Origin of the sequence: Dyella lipolytica, from assembly GCF_030160075.1 — a bacterium.
Classification (GTDB): domain Bacteria; phylum Pseudomonadota; class Gammaproteobacteria; order Xanthomonadales; family Rhodanobacteraceae; genus Dyella_B; species Dyella_B lipolytica.
Genome location: NZ_BSNQ01000003.1, coordinates 436817 through 454189 on the forward strand (window position 1 = coordinate 436817; position 17373 = coordinate 454189).

The 17373-nt window shown below is 57.2% G+C and carries 18 protein-coding genes; 13 read left to right on the forward strand and 5 right to left on the reverse strand.

Going from position 1 to position 17373, the window contains the following annotated elements:
• Positions 1-13 precede the first annotated feature (13 nt).
• Entirely contained in the window at positions 14-4498 is a 4485-nt protein-coding gene (locus QQL64_RS03615) for an RHS repeat-associated core domain-containing protein (protein ID WP_284395967.1), read from the reverse strand.
• 279 nt (positions 4499-4777) lie between these two features.
• Between QQL64_RS03615 and QQL64_RS03620 the strand changes: the two genes are divergently transcribed.
• On the forward strand, positions 4778-5953 hold the full coding sequence (locus tag QQL64_RS03620; protein ID WP_284395968.1) for an AlbA family DNA-binding domain-containing protein: 1176 nt from the start codon (positions 4778-4780) through the stop codon (positions 5951-5953).
• A 73-nt stretch (positions 5954-6026) separates the two neighbouring features.
• Here the strand turns inward: QQL64_RS03620 and QQL64_RS03625 are convergent, their stop codons facing one another.
• Both QQL64_RS03625 and QQL64_RS03630 read right to left on the reverse strand, forming a co-directional pair.
• Positions 6027-6242 (reverse strand): DUF4224 domain-containing protein, encoded by a 216-nt coding sequence (locus QQL64_RS03625; RefSeq protein ID WP_284395969.1) that lies wholly within the window; start codon positions 6240-6242, stop codon positions 6027-6029.
• A gap of 45 nt (positions 6243-6287) precedes the next feature.
• A complete protein-coding gene (locus QQL64_RS03630) occupies positions 6288-6461 on the reverse strand; it encodes a helix-turn-helix domain-containing protein (protein WP_284395970.1) in 174 nt (57 codons plus the stop codon).
• 102 nt (positions 6462-6563) lie between these two features.
• Here QQL64_RS03630 and QQL64_RS03635 point away from each other — a divergent pair, with 102 nt between their 5' ends.
• Positions 6564-6950, forward strand: coding sequence for a hypothetical protein (locus QQL64_RS03635; RefSeq protein ID WP_284395971.1), 387 nt, complete (start codon positions 6564-6566; stop codon positions 6948-6950).
• A 15-nt stretch (positions 6951-6965) separates the two neighbouring features.
• On the opposite strand, the gene QQL64_RS03640 is transcribed toward QQL64_RS03635, so the two are convergent.
• Positions 6966-7826 (reverse strand): hypothetical protein, encoded by an 861-nt coding sequence (locus tag QQL64_RS03640; protein WP_284395973.1) that lies wholly within the window; start codon positions 7824-7826, stop codon positions 6966-6968.
• Between the two features lie 353 nt (positions 7827-8179).
• Between QQL64_RS03640 and QQL64_RS03645 the strand changes: the two genes are divergently transcribed.
• The 9 genes from QQL64_RS03645 (at position 8180) to QQL64_RS18235 (ending at position 14570) form a co-directional block, all read left to right on the forward strand.
• The gene (locus tag QQL64_RS03645) at positions 8180-8365 is read left to right on the forward strand and encodes a hypothetical protein (RefSeq protein WP_284395974.1); all 186 of its coding nucleotides are present in this window, start codon (positions 8180-8182) and stop codon (positions 8363-8365) included.
• On the forward strand, positions 8362-8679 hold the full coding sequence (locus QQL64_RS03650; protein ID WP_284395975.1) for a hypothetical protein: 318 nt from the start codon (positions 8362-8364) through the stop codon (positions 8677-8679). Before QQL64_RS03645 ends, QQL64_RS03650 begins: the two co-directional genes overlap by 4 nt.
• 759 nt (positions 8680-9438) lie before the next feature.
• Complete coding sequence (locus QQL64_RS03655) at positions 9439-9663, forward strand: helix-turn-helix transcriptional regulator (protein WP_284395976.1); 225 nt, start codon at positions 9439-9441, stop codon at positions 9661-9663.
• Positions 9660-9959 (forward strand): hypothetical protein, encoded by a 300-nt coding sequence (locus tag QQL64_RS03660; RefSeq protein ID WP_284395977.1) that lies wholly within the window; start codon positions 9660-9662, stop codon positions 9957-9959. The genes QQL64_RS03655 and QQL64_RS03660 overlap by 4 nt, the downstream gene beginning before the upstream one ends.
• A complete protein-coding gene (locus tag QQL64_RS03665; RefSeq protein ID WP_284395978.1) occupies positions 9959-10789 on the forward strand; it encodes a hypothetical protein in 831 nt (276 codons plus the stop codon). The genes QQL64_RS03660 and QQL64_RS03665 overlap by 1 nt, the downstream gene beginning before the upstream one ends.
• The gene (locus QQL64_RS03670) at positions 10789-12585 is read left to right on the forward strand and encodes a toprim domain-containing protein (protein WP_284395979.1); all 1797 of its coding nucleotides are present in this window, start codon (positions 10789-10791) and stop codon (positions 12583-12585) included. The genes QQL64_RS03665 and QQL64_RS03670 overlap by 1 nt, the downstream gene beginning before the upstream one ends.
• Before the next feature lie 31 nt (positions 12586-12616).
• Positions 12617-13594, forward strand: a complete 978-nt coding sequence (locus QQL64_RS03675; protein WP_284395980.1) for a hypothetical protein — start codon at positions 12617-12619, stop codon at positions 13592-13594.
• A gap of 2 nt (positions 13595-13596) precedes the next feature.
• Positions 13597-14202, forward strand: coding sequence for a hypothetical protein (locus tag QQL64_RS03680; protein WP_284395981.1), 606 nt, complete (start codon positions 13597-13599; stop codon positions 14200-14202).
• Positions 14199-14570, forward strand: coding sequence for an HGGxSTG domain-containing protein (locus tag QQL64_RS18235; RefSeq protein ID WP_404601088.1), 372 nt, complete (start codon positions 14199-14201; stop codon positions 14568-14570). The genes QQL64_RS03680 and QQL64_RS18235 overlap by 4 nt, the downstream gene beginning before the upstream one ends.
• A gap of 175 nt (positions 14571-14745) precedes the next feature.
• On the opposite strand, the gene QQL64_RS03685 is transcribed toward QQL64_RS18235, so the two are convergent.
• Positions 14746-15378, reverse strand: coding sequence for a TetR/AcrR family transcriptional regulator (locus tag QQL64_RS03685; protein WP_284395982.1), 633 nt, complete (start codon positions 15376-15378; stop codon positions 14746-14748).
• A gap of 82 nt (positions 15379-15460) precedes the next feature.
• Between QQL64_RS03685 and QQL64_RS03690 the strand changes: the two genes are divergently transcribed.
• The gene (locus QQL64_RS03690) at positions 15461-16468 is read left to right on the forward strand and encodes an SDR family NAD(P)-dependent oxidoreductase (protein ID WP_284395983.1); all 1008 of its coding nucleotides are present in this window, start codon (positions 15461-15463) and stop codon (positions 16466-16468) included.
• Positions 16469-16626: 158 nt separating this feature from the next.
• A complete protein-coding gene (locus tag QQL64_RS03695) occupies positions 16627-17373 on the forward strand; it encodes an SDR family oxidoreductase (protein ID WP_284395984.1) in 747 nt (248 codons plus the stop codon).

Genomic DNA, 17373 nt, shown 5'->3' on the forward strand with positions numbered 1-17373 from the left:
TGACCTCGCTGTCTTATTTGCACAATTTCATGCAAGCATCTCGCCGCTTCCGCGCCGTGTAGTCTGCAGCCTCCCACATCGCTGCAACCTCAAGTCTGCATGTGACTAGCCCGTTTGGGTCGTCCTGGGCAGGTACGCTGTTTGCACAATCATTCAATGCGTCCCCCATGATGTCCGCATTGGATTCCAAGTCATCTTGGTACTTGGTCATGCATTGCGCTTGATTCGCTGTATTTCTTCCAAAAATGTTCGGTAGCGGCGGCACCCATTCCGCGCCCGGTGGCAGCAAGTCCGGCGGCGGCAAGAATGGCCCCATCGGCGGAGGTCTACCTGGAGGCGAAAGCCCCAACGGATCCGTATGGCCAACTGGGTCGCCATCCACGTAGGCGTATGTGTTTGCCCCACCACTGAGCCCTATCGGATCACTCTCAATGTAACGCCCCGTCGTCGGGTCGTAGTTGCGATACCCGTTGTAGACGAGCCCGGTCTCTACATCGAAGTACTGGCCGAGATAGCGAAGGTTGAGCGTATATCCAACGCTTGAAGTGGGTGCGAGCTCACCGAACGGATTGCCCTGATATGCCCACTGCCAGATAACTGTGCCCGAGCTATTTTCCACAGCCCGTGGAGTACCTAGCTGATCTGCGTAGATGTAGTTGACAGATGATGTCGCATCTGTGGTGCAGGGGCCAAGAAGGCCACAGTGCCCACCAAGTGCAGGGTCAACGATTCCATCGACGTCTGCTACCGGAATGTCGTTGAGCCAGACATATTCGCGAGTTTGGCTACCGTATTTATCAATTACGTATTCGCTAATCAGGTGATTGGCTTGGTCGTAGTCGAAAAGCAGTCCCGTGGTCCCTTTGCCGATTCGCTGGCCAAGCCCGTTGTAGGTGTACGTTCCGACCGTTGTCCCACCGGCCTGCGCCACCGTCATACGATTTCTGGCACTGTAACCAAAACCATACGTCTCGCTGGCTTGGGCAATACTGGTCGTATTGCCATCCGCATCAACGGCTCGTGCAGCGTTGCCCGTCGCAGTTAATTGATGTGTGCCAGGGTTGTATGTGTAGGCGCCGGTAGCGAGGCCGTCACCTGTCTTGCTCAGCCGGTCACCTGTTGGGTTATACGTTAGCGCTTCCAGTACGGTGCCGCTCGCTTCGGTCACGGTGTTGAGACGATACAGAGGGTCGTACATGTAGGTCTCAGTAGCTGGATTCGCGCCCGGTGCATTACCCAGCGCTTTGATGTTGCCCATGGCGTCACGCGCCACATGCAGACTGAACGCATTACTGGCGATATCGGTAAGGCGATAGTTGGCATCGTAACTACGCGTGACTGTCTGACCATTACCCAACGTGTAACTGAGCACCGGGCCAAAGGGCTCGTAGGTAACGCTACTGACGGCCGCGGCAGCGCTTCCAGCATTCGGTGTCAGATTGATGGTCCTAACGCGACCATCTCCATCGAACGTGTAACTGACCTGACTACCGCTTGGATAGGTGATCCCACTTAAACGGTCAGCCGCCGTGTAGGTAAAGGTTGTGCCCACCGTCCCAGCGCTCGTCGTCAGCTTCTTCGTAACGACGTTGCCGCGAGGGTCGTAGCAAAAAACGGTCGTAATTGTGTTTTCAATGATTCGCGTCAGATGGCCAATCGGGTAGGTGCCAAGGCAACCGGTGATAACGTTGTTGTCGTCATAGCTGTACGTGACATTTTGGGTGGTGTCGGGGTAAGTGGTGGAAATCAGCCTGTCCAGCGCGTCGTAGGTGTTCGTGGCGACGATGCCCTTGGCGTCGGTACTGGTGAGCACATCACCAGCCGCGTCGAAGGTGCGTGAGGTCGTACCCGTATCCGGGCTGGTTTGGTCTTTGGCATCAGAAAGGCCATCGAACTGGTAGGTGGTATTGAGATTGCTTGGGTCCGTCACCTGAGTAACACGGTCCAAGCTGTCATGCGTCTGGCTAACTGTGGTGTTAGGCGTAAGACCGTCAGTGCCTTCGTAATCGTCGATAGTCTGGGTCAGACGATTGAGGGCGTCGTAGCCTCGATGTTGCTGAATGCCCATCGCATCGGCGGTGTGCACCAGGTTGCCATTGGCGTCGTAGCTGTCGCTGTAGTTGGCCGTGAAGACGGTTTGGCTTAGGCCATCGACGACCTTGGTGAGTTGACCCAGGGTGTTGAAGGTGCGGCTCAGACTCTTATGCAGGGTGCCGTTCGCGTCGTAGATCTGCTCACCCGTTTTGTCGCCAGCCGCATCGAGTCCGTATTGGATGTAGTTGCCCAACGCGTCGGTGATCTTGTTGAGACGATGTGCGGCGTCGTAACCGAAGGTGGTCGTGAAGCCATCGGGATCGATGATCGTTTGCACAGCGCCATACGGCATGTAGCCGAAGGTCGTCTTGGCACCGCCAACAGTGCGCGTTGACAGCCAGCCGCGCGGTGTATAGGTCATGTCGGTATTGACGCCGTTAGGGTCGGTGATGCGCGTGACGCGACCGTCGGCATCGTAGGAAGCGATAGTGGTGACGCGGCCCAAGGGGTCGGTGACGGTGTGCAGGTCGCCCGCTTGATAGCACGCATCGCCGGGTGTACCACAGCCAGTCGCACTGCTGGTCATGTAGTAACTGTAAGACGTGGTTTGTACCAGATCCGCGCGCGGGCCGGTGGTCGTAAGCAGCAGGCCCACCAACGGACAGTTCGTCCCATTAACGGCGGTGCAATAGGTGTAGGTCCAGCGACGAACACCAGCGGGCACGGTGCCGATGTTGCTGCAGGTGTAACCCGTCGCTGCACTATTGGTCGGATCGATGTCGCAGTGCGCGAGCGTTTGGCCAGCGGCGTTGTAGACCCATTGCGTGCTGCTATCGAGATTGCCGTTAGCGTCGCTGATGGCGCGCGTGAGCGGAACGCGTAGTGTGGTGTTCCAATTGATGGCGGTGGTGCGCTGGCTGTTGGTGCCTTGGGCGTCGATCTGTTGGGTAAGCAACCCCACGCTGTCATATGTCGTCGCAGTGGTATTGCCGTTGAAGTCGACAGATGTCTGCGGGTTACCGTTCCCGTCGTAAGTCACACTCGCCCAGGGCTGGTCACATTGTGGGCCGCAAGGCTGACTCAGGGATGCTGCTTTGTTGACGCCCTGCACGGTCGAGAACGTCATCTTGGACGTAAGACCCAGAGGGTACGCGACCGATGCGCTTCCGTCACTGTTGTAAGTCACCTGCGTCGTGTTGACGTTACCGGCGAGGTAAGACGACGTCGCCTGTCCAGTGCTGCTGTAGCTTGTGCTCTCGTAACGTGTACCAGTTTCATCAATGATGCCGGTCAGAATGCTTGGCAGGCTCGCCCCACCTGTTAGTGAAGATTCGTTGTAAACGTACTGCCGGGATGTGCCGTCGGGATACTGCACTGATGAAAGCATGGTGCTGCCGCTGGCATCGCTGTTATAGGCGTATTTTAATTTGCCACCATCGGGCAGTGTGACCTGTGAGATGTTGCCATTGGCGTTGTACGAGAAATTGAGCTGACGTCCCTTTGGATCGACCACCGTGAGCAACAATCCAGCTGATGGCGCCACAGAGGACGGGGTCGAGACGGTGCTGTAAGTCAACGTGATGCCTTGCCCCGTCTCATCAGTAACGGTCTGCAGTACGCCGCTGGCGCTATACGTCTCATAGTGCCGCAGACCCGCAATGAAAACGGTATAGCTTGTTGCTACACCTGAACTGTTATCTGTTTCGGTAAGGTTGTCATTTATATCTGGATCGCTTGTCCAGACACCATTGGTCTTCGTAAACGTTTCTTGAAAACCATCGGGGCGCGCTACGACGATCGACGTTGCCGGCGAACCGGTGATCTCTAGCGAGCGATCAAAGCTTTGGCGCCAACGTGGACCGATCGCAGTAGGAACTGAAGGTGCAACTCCATTGTAAAAGCGACGCAGCGCCAACCAGCCGCCATCAGGGTAGTCATCCTGTTGTAGGTAACTATTACCAGTCGAGGCATTGATAGGGTCACCAACCAACGTGGCAGAACCACCTGTCGCACTGCTTCCAGCAGCGCTATCTCCGCTACCGGGATTACCCTCATGACATCCACAACTATCGCTGCCGGCGTTTTTTCCGGCCACTGTTGTACTGGATGAAAGGAACGTATAAAAACCGCAGTCGCCTTCAGGAAAACAGTAAGCTTGCGCAGACGTATCGCAGGACCCAAAACCGTTGCACCACGTATACAATGCTTGGTATGCGTAAAGTGGTGGAATGGTCTGAGTACAGGCGCCGCCGGCCAGCGTGAAGAATTCGTCGGTATAGTTTGGTCCTGGTGCGGGGGCCGGTTGATACACATAGGCAGGATTCTGCGCGGTGCACGCGGCTAAAGCCTCCGCTTGGGTGTTGTAAATGCCACCCGTGTTTGTTTGCGCGTCCGCGTGACCAATCAAACCAAGGCTCAACATGCCGAGCCCGGCCACTATTAGTAGCCGTCGAATAAAGTCCATTTCCTTCCCCTGTTACATGCGACAAACCGGTGCAACATGACTGGCGGTCAGTGAACGATTTGTGATGGTCTTTATAGCAAGCCGCAGTCAGAATTTCTGTGTTGTCTTTGTAGGGTTTTTCCTACATAAGCTGATAGCCACAGGGGTGGATCACGGCTGCACGATGCCGTCTCAGAGTAAGGAAGCTGCATAGAAGTGCAACATGGCACCCTACTTAGACGGTTAACCCTGCGCTCCGATAATCCAGTAGACCTCCGCTTCATCAGATAGGACAATTTCGTGATCGCAAAGCCTATTGATTCGATTACCGAAGCCGATTTGCTGCATTTAATTGAAGCGGCCATAGTCGAAAGCAAGCGTATCGAGTACAAGCGTGAACTGCCCGATGCCGGTGACGCTGGGAAGGTGAAATTCCTGAAATCGGTTACGGCTCTCGCCAATACGCAAGGTGGTGATCTGATTTATGGCGTGGAGGCCATAGATGGGGTCCCGCGACATTTGCGTGCATTGACAATGCCATCCGCGGATCAGGTGCTGCAACGGCTAGAGAGCTTAGGTGCCGAGGGAGTGTCCCCGAGACTTGCGGGAGTTCACTATAAGTTCGTTTCACTTGCCGCAGGTGGTGAAGTATTAGTAATTCGCGTTGCTAAAAGTTGGAACGCACCACATCGAGTCACCGCTGGTGGACATGCACACTTCTACGGAAGAAATGCAGCTGGTGTTTATCCGCTTGATGTGGGCGAGTTGCGACAAGCATTCACCCTTTCTGATTCAATTGCAGAAAGAGTACGTTCATTTCGCGCCGGTCGTTTGCTTGCAATCGGGAGCGGTGAAGCTCCAACCCCGTTGCAGGATGGGGCTCGTGTTGTCTTTCACGTTATGCCGCTGCAGTCATTTACAAGCGACTTTCGTATCGATCTGGCTTCCCGTGAGCAACGCTTGGTGGAGGCATTTCAAAAAATTGTTCCACCAGGGAACGGTGGCCATAGCCAAAGGTTCAATCTTGAGGGCCGTCTTACTCATAGAATCGTTCGCGATGGCTTTTCAGAAAGCTACGCATTGTTATTTCGAAACGGAATTATTGAGGCAGCCCAAGTGTGGCCTGAGTCTGACGGTGAGAAAGGCTTGCCGAGCTATTATGAGGATCATGTTCTTGATGTGCTCAAGGAATACCTGGAAGCTTTGCGCGCTCTTGGCTTAGCGTCGCCAGTTTACGTCTTCATGTCTATGCTAAAAGTGTCTGGGTATCACCTCAGCATCCACGCAAGGCGCATTCTGGGAAGAAGAGTTGTGCTTGATCGCGAAGCATTGATCTTCCCGGAATTGCTCATGGAGGACTGGTCTCAAAATCTCACCGAACAGATGAGACCATTGTTCGATATGGTTTGGAACGCATTTGGTTACGAACGATCTTTCAACTACGATGCAAACGGACGTTGGGCACCTTCGAAGTGAAGTTTAGAGCCGTCCTGAAAACATGGAACGGACGAAGCTCGTGGCCCCCGAAAGGGATAGGCCAAGCGTCAAGTTAACGAACCGATGCACACTTATTCGGACGCCACCTTGGAGCAGGCGCAGCGTCGCTTTCCTGCGGAATGCCAATGGCCGCACGAGTGACTACCGGCCACCCATAGGCATCTAGGTAGTGGCGAATGCCGTTGAGGCGAAGGAATGCAATCTGGCCAGCCTTGCGGCTTGTCCGGCACAGTTCGGCGAGTTCATCGCGGGATAAGCAGATGCTCATCGAAGCTCCTATGATGCGGGCGGCAGAGCCGGTAACTAGCTCGGTTTATTGGTCTTCCAACACTCGAAGCACCAACTCGTTCCCATCCGCTAGCCATGCGTGCTCGTCGACGTACCAGGTCCCGCCGATCTTGCGGCCCGGCAATTTGCCGTCATTGAGCCAGCGGCGCATCGTCACCTCTGAAGGTTTGCTCGCCTTGTCGAAATATTTCTCGGCCAATTGCTGGGGGCATCAGGTGCACTGCCGATACTCCGATCATGCCCTGTAGCCATTCTGTAACCCCCGCGCCATCATCGCAAAAAACAGAAGGGGAAATCACGCATGGCCATTTCGAACGTTGAGCACGAGAAGGTGAACGCCTTGGTCGCTCGCCTCAAGCAAATCATTTCGCGCAATCAAGAGCCAAATGAAGGCGAGTATGTAGCACAGGCAATCGAGGAGATTGATCCGAATGCACCTACTCTGACGCAAGCAATCTTGTCTTTCAAAGGTAGCGACTATATTCCAAGCGCTGCTCGCGACCGTGTGCGCGGACTTTTGCAAGTCTATCGAGATCAGCTCATGGCCGAAGAGCTTGTTCGATCGCAAGCGACGCTAGCACAGTCAACCGACATGCTTGCCAGGAGAACACTCATTGCAACATGGGTCGGAGTGGTAGTCGCAATCGTCGGTACTGGAATAGCAATAATACAACTCATGGAAGGTTGACGATCTTATTGCAGGTTAGGACTTACCGAAAGCAACAGTGAAGAAAAGGTCTTTAGAGTCGGCGATTCCGAGGTCGATATGGTTCATCGACCACCTGAGTCTCGGGCTCCTTGGTCGCTCTCGGTTGGCCCCTGCGTAAAGTTGGTCAATAAAAGCGTTGTCCTCAAGCTTGGGGTCCAGTTCTTCTATCACTCTGGAAAAGTGCATCGCTGACATAACGATTAGTGCGTTGTGTCCGGATGATGAAATGAGGTAAGGAAAAATACCGGTTCCCTCAGGCAGACCTTCCGTCTTACGTCTAATGGAAATGTTCCATAGCTTTTCCCGTTCAGCGGTCAATCGACCATCTTGCAGGTCGCTTTCAAACACCGAGTGATCAACGATAGCAACCGCCGTAAACGTCTCATTGTCGATCTCGGCGAACAGGATGTCTTTCGTGCGTCCTGTCATGCCGTTGTCGCGCACGTCCGAGGATAAATGAAAGTGATGAAATCCCATCGTATTCAGGATTTGATCCTTGTCTTCCCATCTTGATGCTGGAGAAGAATCCCTGGCAGCCTTGGCGGCGAAGCCACGCTTAATAACTTTTTCTGAGAGATGTGGATGCAGAGGCTCACCACGTTCGGACTTTTGCAGCAGACCTTCGATCTCGGCACGCAAACGCAACCAACGAGGATCTGCAAGAACCTCTTTCGACACTACGGATTTTCGTTTTTGTGGCCTGACGAAACGAGCTGCCCAGCTCAAGTAATGCACGAACAGCGTAGCTAGTGAGCACTCCATGAGCTCTTCAAGAGATTCTTTGTTGTTGGGAAACCGCGGAATTTTTTCCGCGAGCTCTTTCCTGAATTTAATAGTCCGTACACCTTCTTCCATGGACTGCCTCGCGCATCGCATCGTGGTGTTCGGCAAGACTTTACCTGAGCCACGCCAGTCCACGAGCAAGAGCTGTTTTGGACCCACTTGACGCCGTCATTCGACGAGAGCAATCTGCACATGCCCGTGCAAATTCATGGGCCAGGTTTGGCGACCTGAGATAAATAAGGCGCAACGGCGCCGATGGCGCTTTTTTTGTGCCCGTTGCGTACTGCCCGCTTCTGCGGCGGGCGTGCTGGGCAGCCTTCGGGCTGGCCGGGTTCCTTATTTCCCGGTTCGCCAACCCTGCACGTCCGCCACCTTTGCCGCAATGGCATCGGTGGCTCATTGAACTGAGTGCAGAGGGGTGAGCTATGAACGGCAACGACACGATTCAAATCGGCCCGCGCAAGTTGCAGCTTGATGAGGCAAAAATTTGCCAACTGATGGCGGTGCTGGCAGAGATATGGCCAGACGTAAAACCAAGCAGGCCAAAGCTCACGTTACTTCAAGGCGGCAAAGGAACTGTCACTTCCGCAGCTTTGGAGGTGAAGCAATGACCGCGAAGATCATTCCCTTTCCGTCGGGCCGTCGCGCGCGAGTGGCGCCTGTCGTGGACAGCGAATTTCCATCACCAGCCGAGCAGCAACTGCTAGAGGTGATGGAACTCGAAGAGACAGGCACTCGCCCCCATTGGACTGGATGGGACGAGTACCTGTTTGAGCATTTCCTCCGTCAGGGACTGGATGTGCTTAGCGCGTGGAAGAAGGTCGAGCATCAAATCACCCTGCGGATTGGTACGGTCTATAGTGAAGATTGGCTGCTTCGTGCTGCGCGTGAGGCGGTACGATCGGCAGAGAAGCTCGAGCACTAAGTTATGCCGCGCCTAGGACGGCCATCCGAACGTCGGGCACCTTCCCCGGCTGGCGCGGCTCCCATTCGAAGGGCGATGGAAGGGCGCATATGGACGTTGTAGGAAATCTGACAGGTTGCTCGCTTTCGTTTGGGGTTGGCGGCAATTCAGCAACAATCTCATGCACCAGCGGCAACGTTCACTTCGCGAACGGTTCAGTCGTTGCCATCATCCCAAGTTCGATTACGGTCACCCTCGGTGTTAAGGCGCGCCGTGTACGGGTTTACGTAGCCGGAATTCGTCCACCCACTCCGATACAGTCGAGTGCGGGACTGCCTACTGTATACCTAGGCAACGGAGAGCATGGGCTCATCGGAGTCGATGAGGATCAAAACACGCCCCGTGGCGTGTACCCCGCTGGCCTAGTTGTAATAGGGCATGTCGATCTACCAGCTGAGGCGAGCACTCAAGCGGTGACTAGCGATGTGGATTTGGCCTTGGGATCGCGCGAGCGCACCAGCATGCTTCGTATCATTCGTGCCCTGACTGAGCTTGCAAAACTCAAAGAGCGAGGCTCAGCTGTTCCGATTGAGAGGCAGATACAGGAACTTGGATTTGATGGCCCCAAAGAAAGCACGATCCGAGATGTATTGAGGGAGGCTCGAGACCTGGACCCCAATCGCTAAGCCGTAATTACGGATCGTAAAACAGTAACTACGGATACCGCACTACCGATATTTCTAGTCTGACTCTGCCCTTTACGCGACGGAGCTGGACAACATGAGTCAAATCCCCGAAACCGGCTATCTGCGCCTACCGCAGATCGTTGGCAAACCTGCCACTGACAGTGCACCAGGTATCCCCGCTCTTATCCCGGTGAGCAAGTCCACTTGGTGGGCCGGCATACGTTCTGGGCGCTACCCGAAACCCGTGAAGCTTGGCGAGCGCATCACAGCTTGGAAGGTTGAGGACATCCGCGCCCTCATCGCGAGGGCCGCGGCATGAACTCCCTGGACTTGATCCGCGACATGCAGCACGAGCAGCGCATTCGCCGCCTGGGTCGGGCCTGTGCGAGCGCTCACGCAGGAGGCGACCACGATGCGGCTATGACGCACTGGGAACAGCTACGCGAGGCGATCGCCGAACGTTCGCCCAGCCAGGTGGCGCGAATGGAAGCGCGCATGGCGCAACGTGCTCGCCGCCAAATCAAATCAGCCCTGATGCTTGCCTTCCTTCATGGCTGGCTTCCTGCATTTGCCGTAACCGCAGCTTTTCAGGTCCTAAGCCTGCGGAGCGTGTGATGCGCGAATACGGCCAGGTCCAATCCGCGTTCTGGCAATCGCCTGACGCGCAGTCGTGGACGGATAGCGCGAAGCTGCTCGCGCTGTATCTGTTAACCGGTCCCCACGCCAATGGCCTTGGCTGTTATCGCCTGCCAGACGGCTACATCATGGCTGACCTTGGATGGGATGCCGAAACGGTTTCGGAAGGGTTTGCGGAACTGTCTCGAAACGGTTTCGCATACCGTTTCGAAGGGGTTGTCTTCACCCCGAATTTCCTCCGCTGGAATCGCATCGCCAACGGGAACATCGCTAAGGCTCGCTTTGCCGAGTTCGAATCGTTGCCCAAGGGTGAGGCGAAAGTACGCGTAGCCCGCACCATGCTTGAGTTTTCGACGCAGTGGAGCATCGAAGATCGAACGGTATTGGAAACCGTTTCGCAAACCGTTTCGGAACGGTATGCCAACCAGAACCCAACCCTACCCAACCCAACCCAGAAAGAACCCACTCTTGCGCAGCCAGCTGCGCGACGTGTCGAAAATCCGCCTGCTGAGTTCGAACAGTTCTGGTCGATCTATCCCAAGCACCAGGGCAAACAGGCGGCCGTCAAGGCCTTCGTCAAACTCGCACCCGATCACGATCTGCTCGGCGTGATGCTCGCTGCAGTGAATCGCCAGCGGCAGTCGGAGCAATGGCAGCGCGATGGCGGTCAATTCGTGCCGCACGCCGCGACGTGGCTCAACGGACGACGCTGGGAGGACGAGATCCGGCTTGCTCCGCATCAGGGCCATGATGCGAGCCGCGGGGTATCCGGTGCCGACAGCAGCGACATGCTGCGGAGGGCGATCTAATGCGCGCGACCGAGATTGCGCAGCGGCTTTCCGCTCAGGTCGACGGCGTTGTGCGCATGCTGCTGCCGAACGGTAAGCGCATCGGCCAGGAGTGGCGTGCTGGCTCGGCCGATGGCGAAGCGGGTCAATCCCTCGGCGTGCACCTCACCGGCGACAAGGCGGGCGTCTGGAGCGACTTCAGCACCGGCGAGAGCGGTGACCTGGTCGGCCTCTGGATGGCCAACAAGAAGCTCACGCTGCGCGCTGCCTGCAAGGAGGCGCTCGATTACCTCGGCATCCGCGAAGACCGCCTGGATCCGCCTGCGAAGCGCTACAGCCGACCGGCACGCGACGGTGTGAAGCGGCTGGCGCCGGAACATCTCGCCTGGCTCACCGAAGAGCGCAAGATCGCGCCAGAGACGATCGAGGCGTACCGGCTCGCCACCCGCGATGGTTGGCTGATGTTTCCGTACCTACGCGACGGTGAGCTGATCGCGGCGAAGTACCGCAAACTGCCCAAGTCATTTCGCCAGGACGCCGACTGCGAGCCGAGCCTGTTCGGCTGGCAGGCCACGTTCGACGACGCGCGCAGCGTGATCATCTGTGAGGGGGAACTCGACGCACTAGCGTGGCACACGTACGGTTTTCCTGCCCTGTCGGTGCCGATGGGCGGTGGTGGTGGCGCCAAGCAAGGGTGGATCGCCTCGGAGTTCGATCGGCTGGCGGTGTACGACACGATCTATCTCTCGCTGGATAGCGACGGTCCTGGCCAGCAGGCAGAGCGCGAGATCGCCGAGCGGCTGGGGCGCGAGCGCTGCCGCATCGTTCGGTTGCCGCACAAGGATGCCAACGACTGCCTCATGCAGGGCATCGCCCCCACCGACATGGCCGCGTGCTTACGAGATGCCCGCACGTTGGATCCGTCCGAGCTCAAACCGGCAGCGGACTTCGAAGATGCCATCTGGGCCGAATTCAACCGTGTCGACGACGGACTGCGGCTGCCTTGGAAGAAGACACACAACCTGGTGCTGCTCCGCGCCGGCGAGACCTCGATCTGGGCGGGCGTCAACGGGCACGGCAAGAGTGCCGTGATATCCCAGGTGGTCGGCGACATGGCCACGCACGACATCCGCTGTTGCGTCGCCTCGATGGAGTTTCGTACGCCTGTCTGGCTGATGCGCATGGCGCGGCAGATCGCCGGTAACCCGAATCCGACCGAGACCTACATTCGCTCGATCGTTCGCGCGCTTAAGGGGCAACTCTGGGCCTTCGATGTCGCCGGCTCAGCCAAGGCACAGCGCATCCTGGAAGTCTTCCGCTACGCGCGGCGTCGCTACGACATCGAGCTCTTCGTCATCGATAACCTGACGAAATGCGGTTTCGATGATGACGACTACGCGGGACAGAAGCGCTTCATCGAAGAGCTGTCCGACTTTGCCCGACTGGAATCGACACACGTCGCGGTCGTCGCGCACATGCGCAAGGGTGAAGGGGAAGATCGGCCCGCCGGCAAGATGGCCGTTAAGGGCTCCGGCGGGATCACGGACATGGCGGACACCGTGATCGAGATCTGGCGCAACAAGCCGCTCGAACGCGCCCTGGAGATATTCGAGCGCGATGGCGTCCCCGTTCCTGAGCGTATCGGCACCGCCAGCACGTACCTCAACGTGCTCAAGCAGCGCGCCACAGGCAACGAACCGTCGATTGCACTCTGGTTCGACAAGGCGACAACGCAGTTTCTCGCAGCGCCCGATCACACACCGCGGCCGATGCTGCCGTTCTCAGCCGTACCAAGGACAAGTCACGCCAGCGCTTAAGTGTTGAGTCCAACTTCCGGAGCAATAAACGATGCGGTACTACGACCTCACACTCACTCAGCAAGGCGCGTCGACGCCATTTCGTCAATGGACGTCACACCCCAATGGCAAATATGACCCATGTGCACTCCAGGTCGAATTCGACATGCCGGTCGCACCCTACCATGTGCCCACTGGAGGCATGACCATCACAATCCATGGCGTACCGCTCAAGGACATCAGTCAGGCATATCAATTTGTCGGGATGAACGTCGCCGTGCTCGGTGGCATGAAGAAAGGCTTGCCGCTGGCCAATCCGTATCAAGCCGGGATGCTCCTTCAAGGACAAGTCTTTCAGGCATTCGGTAACTGGGAGGGAACCGACATGCGCCTTGACTTGATCATCTATCCGCCCGGACATACCACGGATCTTCCCGGGAACTACGTCGTGAACTGGGCGCCGGGGCAGTCGCTGGCGGACGTATTGAAAGCAACACTATCGGTTGTGTATCCAGGCATACCGATCAGCATCAACATCGGATCCAATTTGGTGTTTGACTCGCTCGAATGCCATTTTTGCGCGTCGCTCGAGCAGCTTGCACAGTACATCGGGGATCTGACAGACAAGGTCTTCAAGCAGCGTGTATCGATCACTATGCAGAGTGGGAAGTTCGTGATCTATGACACCACGCATAAGCCATCGCCCATCCAGATCAATTTCACAGACCTGATTGGGCAGCCAACCTGGATCGAAACCAACGCCATGCAGATGAAAACCGTGATGCGCGCGGACCTGCAGGTAGGTGCATTGATAACGATGCCGCAGGGGTTACAAAACCTCCCGGGGTTGGTTATTGCATCAGCTGGCGCTGCTTTGGCATCGAATGGTGCAGGCATTTCTTCAACGGGGAAAAACACGTCGACCTTTCAGGGCAACTTCCTGGTGACAGAGCTGCGCCACATCGGAAACTTCCGTTCGCCATCAGGCCAAGACTGGGCAACCGTTTTCAACTGCGTGTCGGGAGGCTGATCATGGCCAACAACGCCTCAAAGCTATGGCTCCAGAAGTCGCTCAACGACCTGGCAATCAATCGTGCTCAGCAGGCCATACAAAACACAGGACGCGCACTGCCGTGTCGTGTGGTGGCAGTAAACGGCTCGATCGTCACAGTTGCGTTCGAAGTGAACTCAGCGCCATGGACGCTCCCTCAAATCACGATCCCCAAGGCAGAAAGCCAATGGGTGCGCATGCCGACGCAGGTGGGCGATTTCGGTCTAACCATCCCGGGTGACGTGAGCCTTGCTGCTGTCACCGGCATGGGCATGGGCATTGCCAGCATGGTCAGGCGCGGCAACCTCTCCACGCTCGTCTTTCTGCCGCTCAGCAACAAGAACCTGCCGCCGATCGATCCCAATGCTGCTCAGATCGAAGGTCCAAACGGCGCCATCATCCGAACGACGAGCGGTAGTGCATCGCTCACCGTCAACGATGACGGCATCACGATGACCTTTGGCGGAAAGACGGTCAAGCTCAACGGCAGCGGCCTAACGATCGACGGAGTGTTGTTCGATACACATACCCATCTCTACGCGCCGGGCACCGGCACGCCCACCGAAACAGGAGGGCCGCAGGGATGACTAGGAAGCAAGCACGAGAACTACCTGATCCTCGGTACTGGAAGATCCTCCGCAAGAAGCCCAACTCAGGCCCGGGTGAAACAAAGCGGGGAATACCTGCCGATTACGCTGGCGACGATCCGCGCCTATGCAACGCCAGGACCAAATCTGGACGTCCCTGCCGTGCGCTCGGGCTGGCCAATGGCCGATGCAAATGGCACGGCGGCATGTCGACTGGCCCAAAGACGGCGGAAGGTAAAGCGGCTGTAACCCAGAACTTCAGAGAGCGCAGGAAGCTCAAGAACTGGGTGGCCACGGAGCTTGAGAGGATGGGACGGCTGCCCAACCGTCCCACATCGCACACACGCCTGCGCGCGCGAATGAGTTAGGGGCATCCGTCCCGATCGATTTCTAAAGTAGAAAAGAATAGAAATCGCCATTTGCAACACGGCCCCATGCAGTCCGGTGTCAAGAGTTAGGGCAGCCTTTTTACAAAAGTAGTAAAGAGTAGTAATGGGTGAGGTCCAAACTGGGGAAAGCTGGTGCTGCTCTCTCCATTGAGCATTAACCTCCTAGCGTCGCATTTCCACGCCGCGGCAGGACGAGTAAATCCGCCGCTTCCTCTGCATCATTCATGAGCGTTTTGCGCAGCGCACCCATCTGCGCACGCATCGTCAGACCTCGGGCAAGGTCTACGGTCTGGCTCGCCCGCACAGCTACGGGAAAGTCGGATGGGATTTCTCCCGCGCTGATCCCGTCGCAGAAACGACGTTCCACGAGCGCTACGCCGGCAGATGCAGCGTCCCTCAGGAATTGCCTGACCTCAGCGTCGTCCACGAGAGGCGCGACGCACACGAGTAGACATCCTGGCGCCGATCCTTCCTCGGTCGCAGCTTCTACGGCGTGCCTCAGAAAGCTGGCCAGCGAGTCGCGAAGAGTCCGTGGCGAGAAGAGCGCCTTCGCAGCGCGAGCGCCTTTCGCCTCTGCATATGCTCTAAGCGCGCGCAAGAATATTGTCCGCTTGTCTCCGAAGACGGCATACAGGCTAGGCCGACCCACGCCCATCCCGGCGACAAGGTCGTCGATCGTCACGCCGTCGTAACCCTTCGACCAGAACACCTGAGTCGCTTTTTCCAGCGCCCCCTTCTCGTCGAAGCTGCGCGGTCGTCCGCGTGGCTTAGCGTTATTTTGAATCATGTAGTTCAAAAATCATTGACAGAGATTGTTGCTACTATTATGATACTAAACAGTTCTAAATTCAAGGCAAAGGTGAGTCCGTATGGAACATTCGATCGCCCTCGTCACCGGTGCGACCTCCGGGCTCGGTCATGCGGCAGCTCGCCTTCTTGCCGAAGAGGGTTGGCGCGAGATCATCATCACTGGGCGCAGCCTAGCTCAGATCCAGGAAACCGCCGAGCAGCTCGCGGCGGAGACCAGACGAAAGGTCTTCACGCCCTTGGAGCTGGACCTGGACAAGCCGCTCAGCGTTCAGTCCGCGCTCGCCGAGCTTGTCAAGCGAGGTCGGCCGCTCGATTTCCTGCTGCTCAATGCGGGGATGGTTCCTGGCAAGGCGCGGGTGATCACTGCGGCGGGCATCGAGGCTTCTCAGGCCCCGCTGATCGGCCATCATCAACTGACTATAGGGCTGCTCCGCGCGAAGCTACTGAGCAACAACGTGCGGATCGTTATCGCCAGCGCGGAGCCCGCTCGAGGCGGCGTGCCGATGTTCAAATACACCGACGCGGCCGCCTTCGCGGACAAATACTTCGGGGGTGACCAAACCGCCGCTGTTGAGGCCCTAATTCGCAACGGGCCGTACGTGAAGTACTCGCCGAACAATGCGTATGCCGACGCGAAGCTCATGGTCGCTTGGTGGGTCGCGGCGCTAGCGCGCCGGCTACCCTCCGGCATGGCCGTGTACGCTGTCTCGCCCGGTGCGTCGAATGCCACCAAGGTGGCGCGAAACGCTGGACCCTTGTTGAAGTATCTGATGATTCCGATCGTGAACCTCATTCCCGGCATGAATCAGACGCCGGAGACTGCGGCTCGTCGCTACCTCCAGGCGTCGGAGTTCGGAACCGACCTCTCAGGGCAATTCTACGCATCGGCTAAAGGGAAGTTCTCAGGCCCAATGGAGGTGCAGCGCCAGCCACACCTCCACGATGGCGCCAACCAGGAGGCCGCTTGGCAGGCCGTCGTCAATGTCTCCGGCATCGACTTGCCTCACCCGGAATGGTTGAGGGAAGTGTCCGGAAGGAGCCCCGATCGCGGCGAAATTGTCGCGTGATTCGATCGGCAGGTGATTGTTGGGCTGCGGATCGTCCACGAGGTTCTGCGGTTTTTGAATAAACAGTTCAAAACTAAACCGACAGCGCCTCCGCATCTGATTATTGTACAAGATAGTTCAATATTAACTGGGTGACTCAGTGTCGCGAAGGAAAAAGCATGAAAAAGTACGTTGGAAAACGGGCAGTGATCATCGGGGGCACCAGCGGAATAGGGCTTGCTACGGCGAAGATGCTGCTTGACGAAGGGGCGCGCGTTCTCCTGACGGGGCGCTCGCGGGCTGGCTTGGAATCGGCGGCGCAAGAGCTTGGCGGCAGTGCAATCGTGGTTTCGAGTGACGCACGTTCGTTGACTGACATCGACGCTCTCGCCACTCGGGTGAAGGGCGAATTTGCCACCTTTGACCTGCTTTTCGTCAACGCAGGTTTCAGTATTCCAACGCCTCTCGATAGCGTGACGGAGGCCATCTACGACGAGATGTTCAACCTCAACGCAAAGGGACCGTTTTTCGCGATCCAGAAGCTCGCCCCGCTGATCAATCGGGGAGGTTCAGTCGTCCTCACGACCTCCGTGGCCAACGTCAAGGGACTGCCGGGCCAAGCCACATACGGGGCCGCCAAGGCTGCGCTGCGGTCGTTCGCCCGAGTGCTCGCCACCGAGCTGCTTCCCCAGGAAATCCGCGTTAACGCGGTGTCGCCCGGCCCCATCGACACGCCGATCCTCGACAAAGTGTTTCCCGATAAGAATGTGGCCGCCCAAGTCAGAGAGAAGACGATCGGCATGATCCCGATGAAGCGCTTCGGGACCTCGGAGGAGATCGCGAAGGCCGTCCTCTTCCTCGCGTTCGACGCGACCTTCACGACCGGCCTTGAGATTCCGGTCGATGGCGGCTGGTCGCAACTCTGA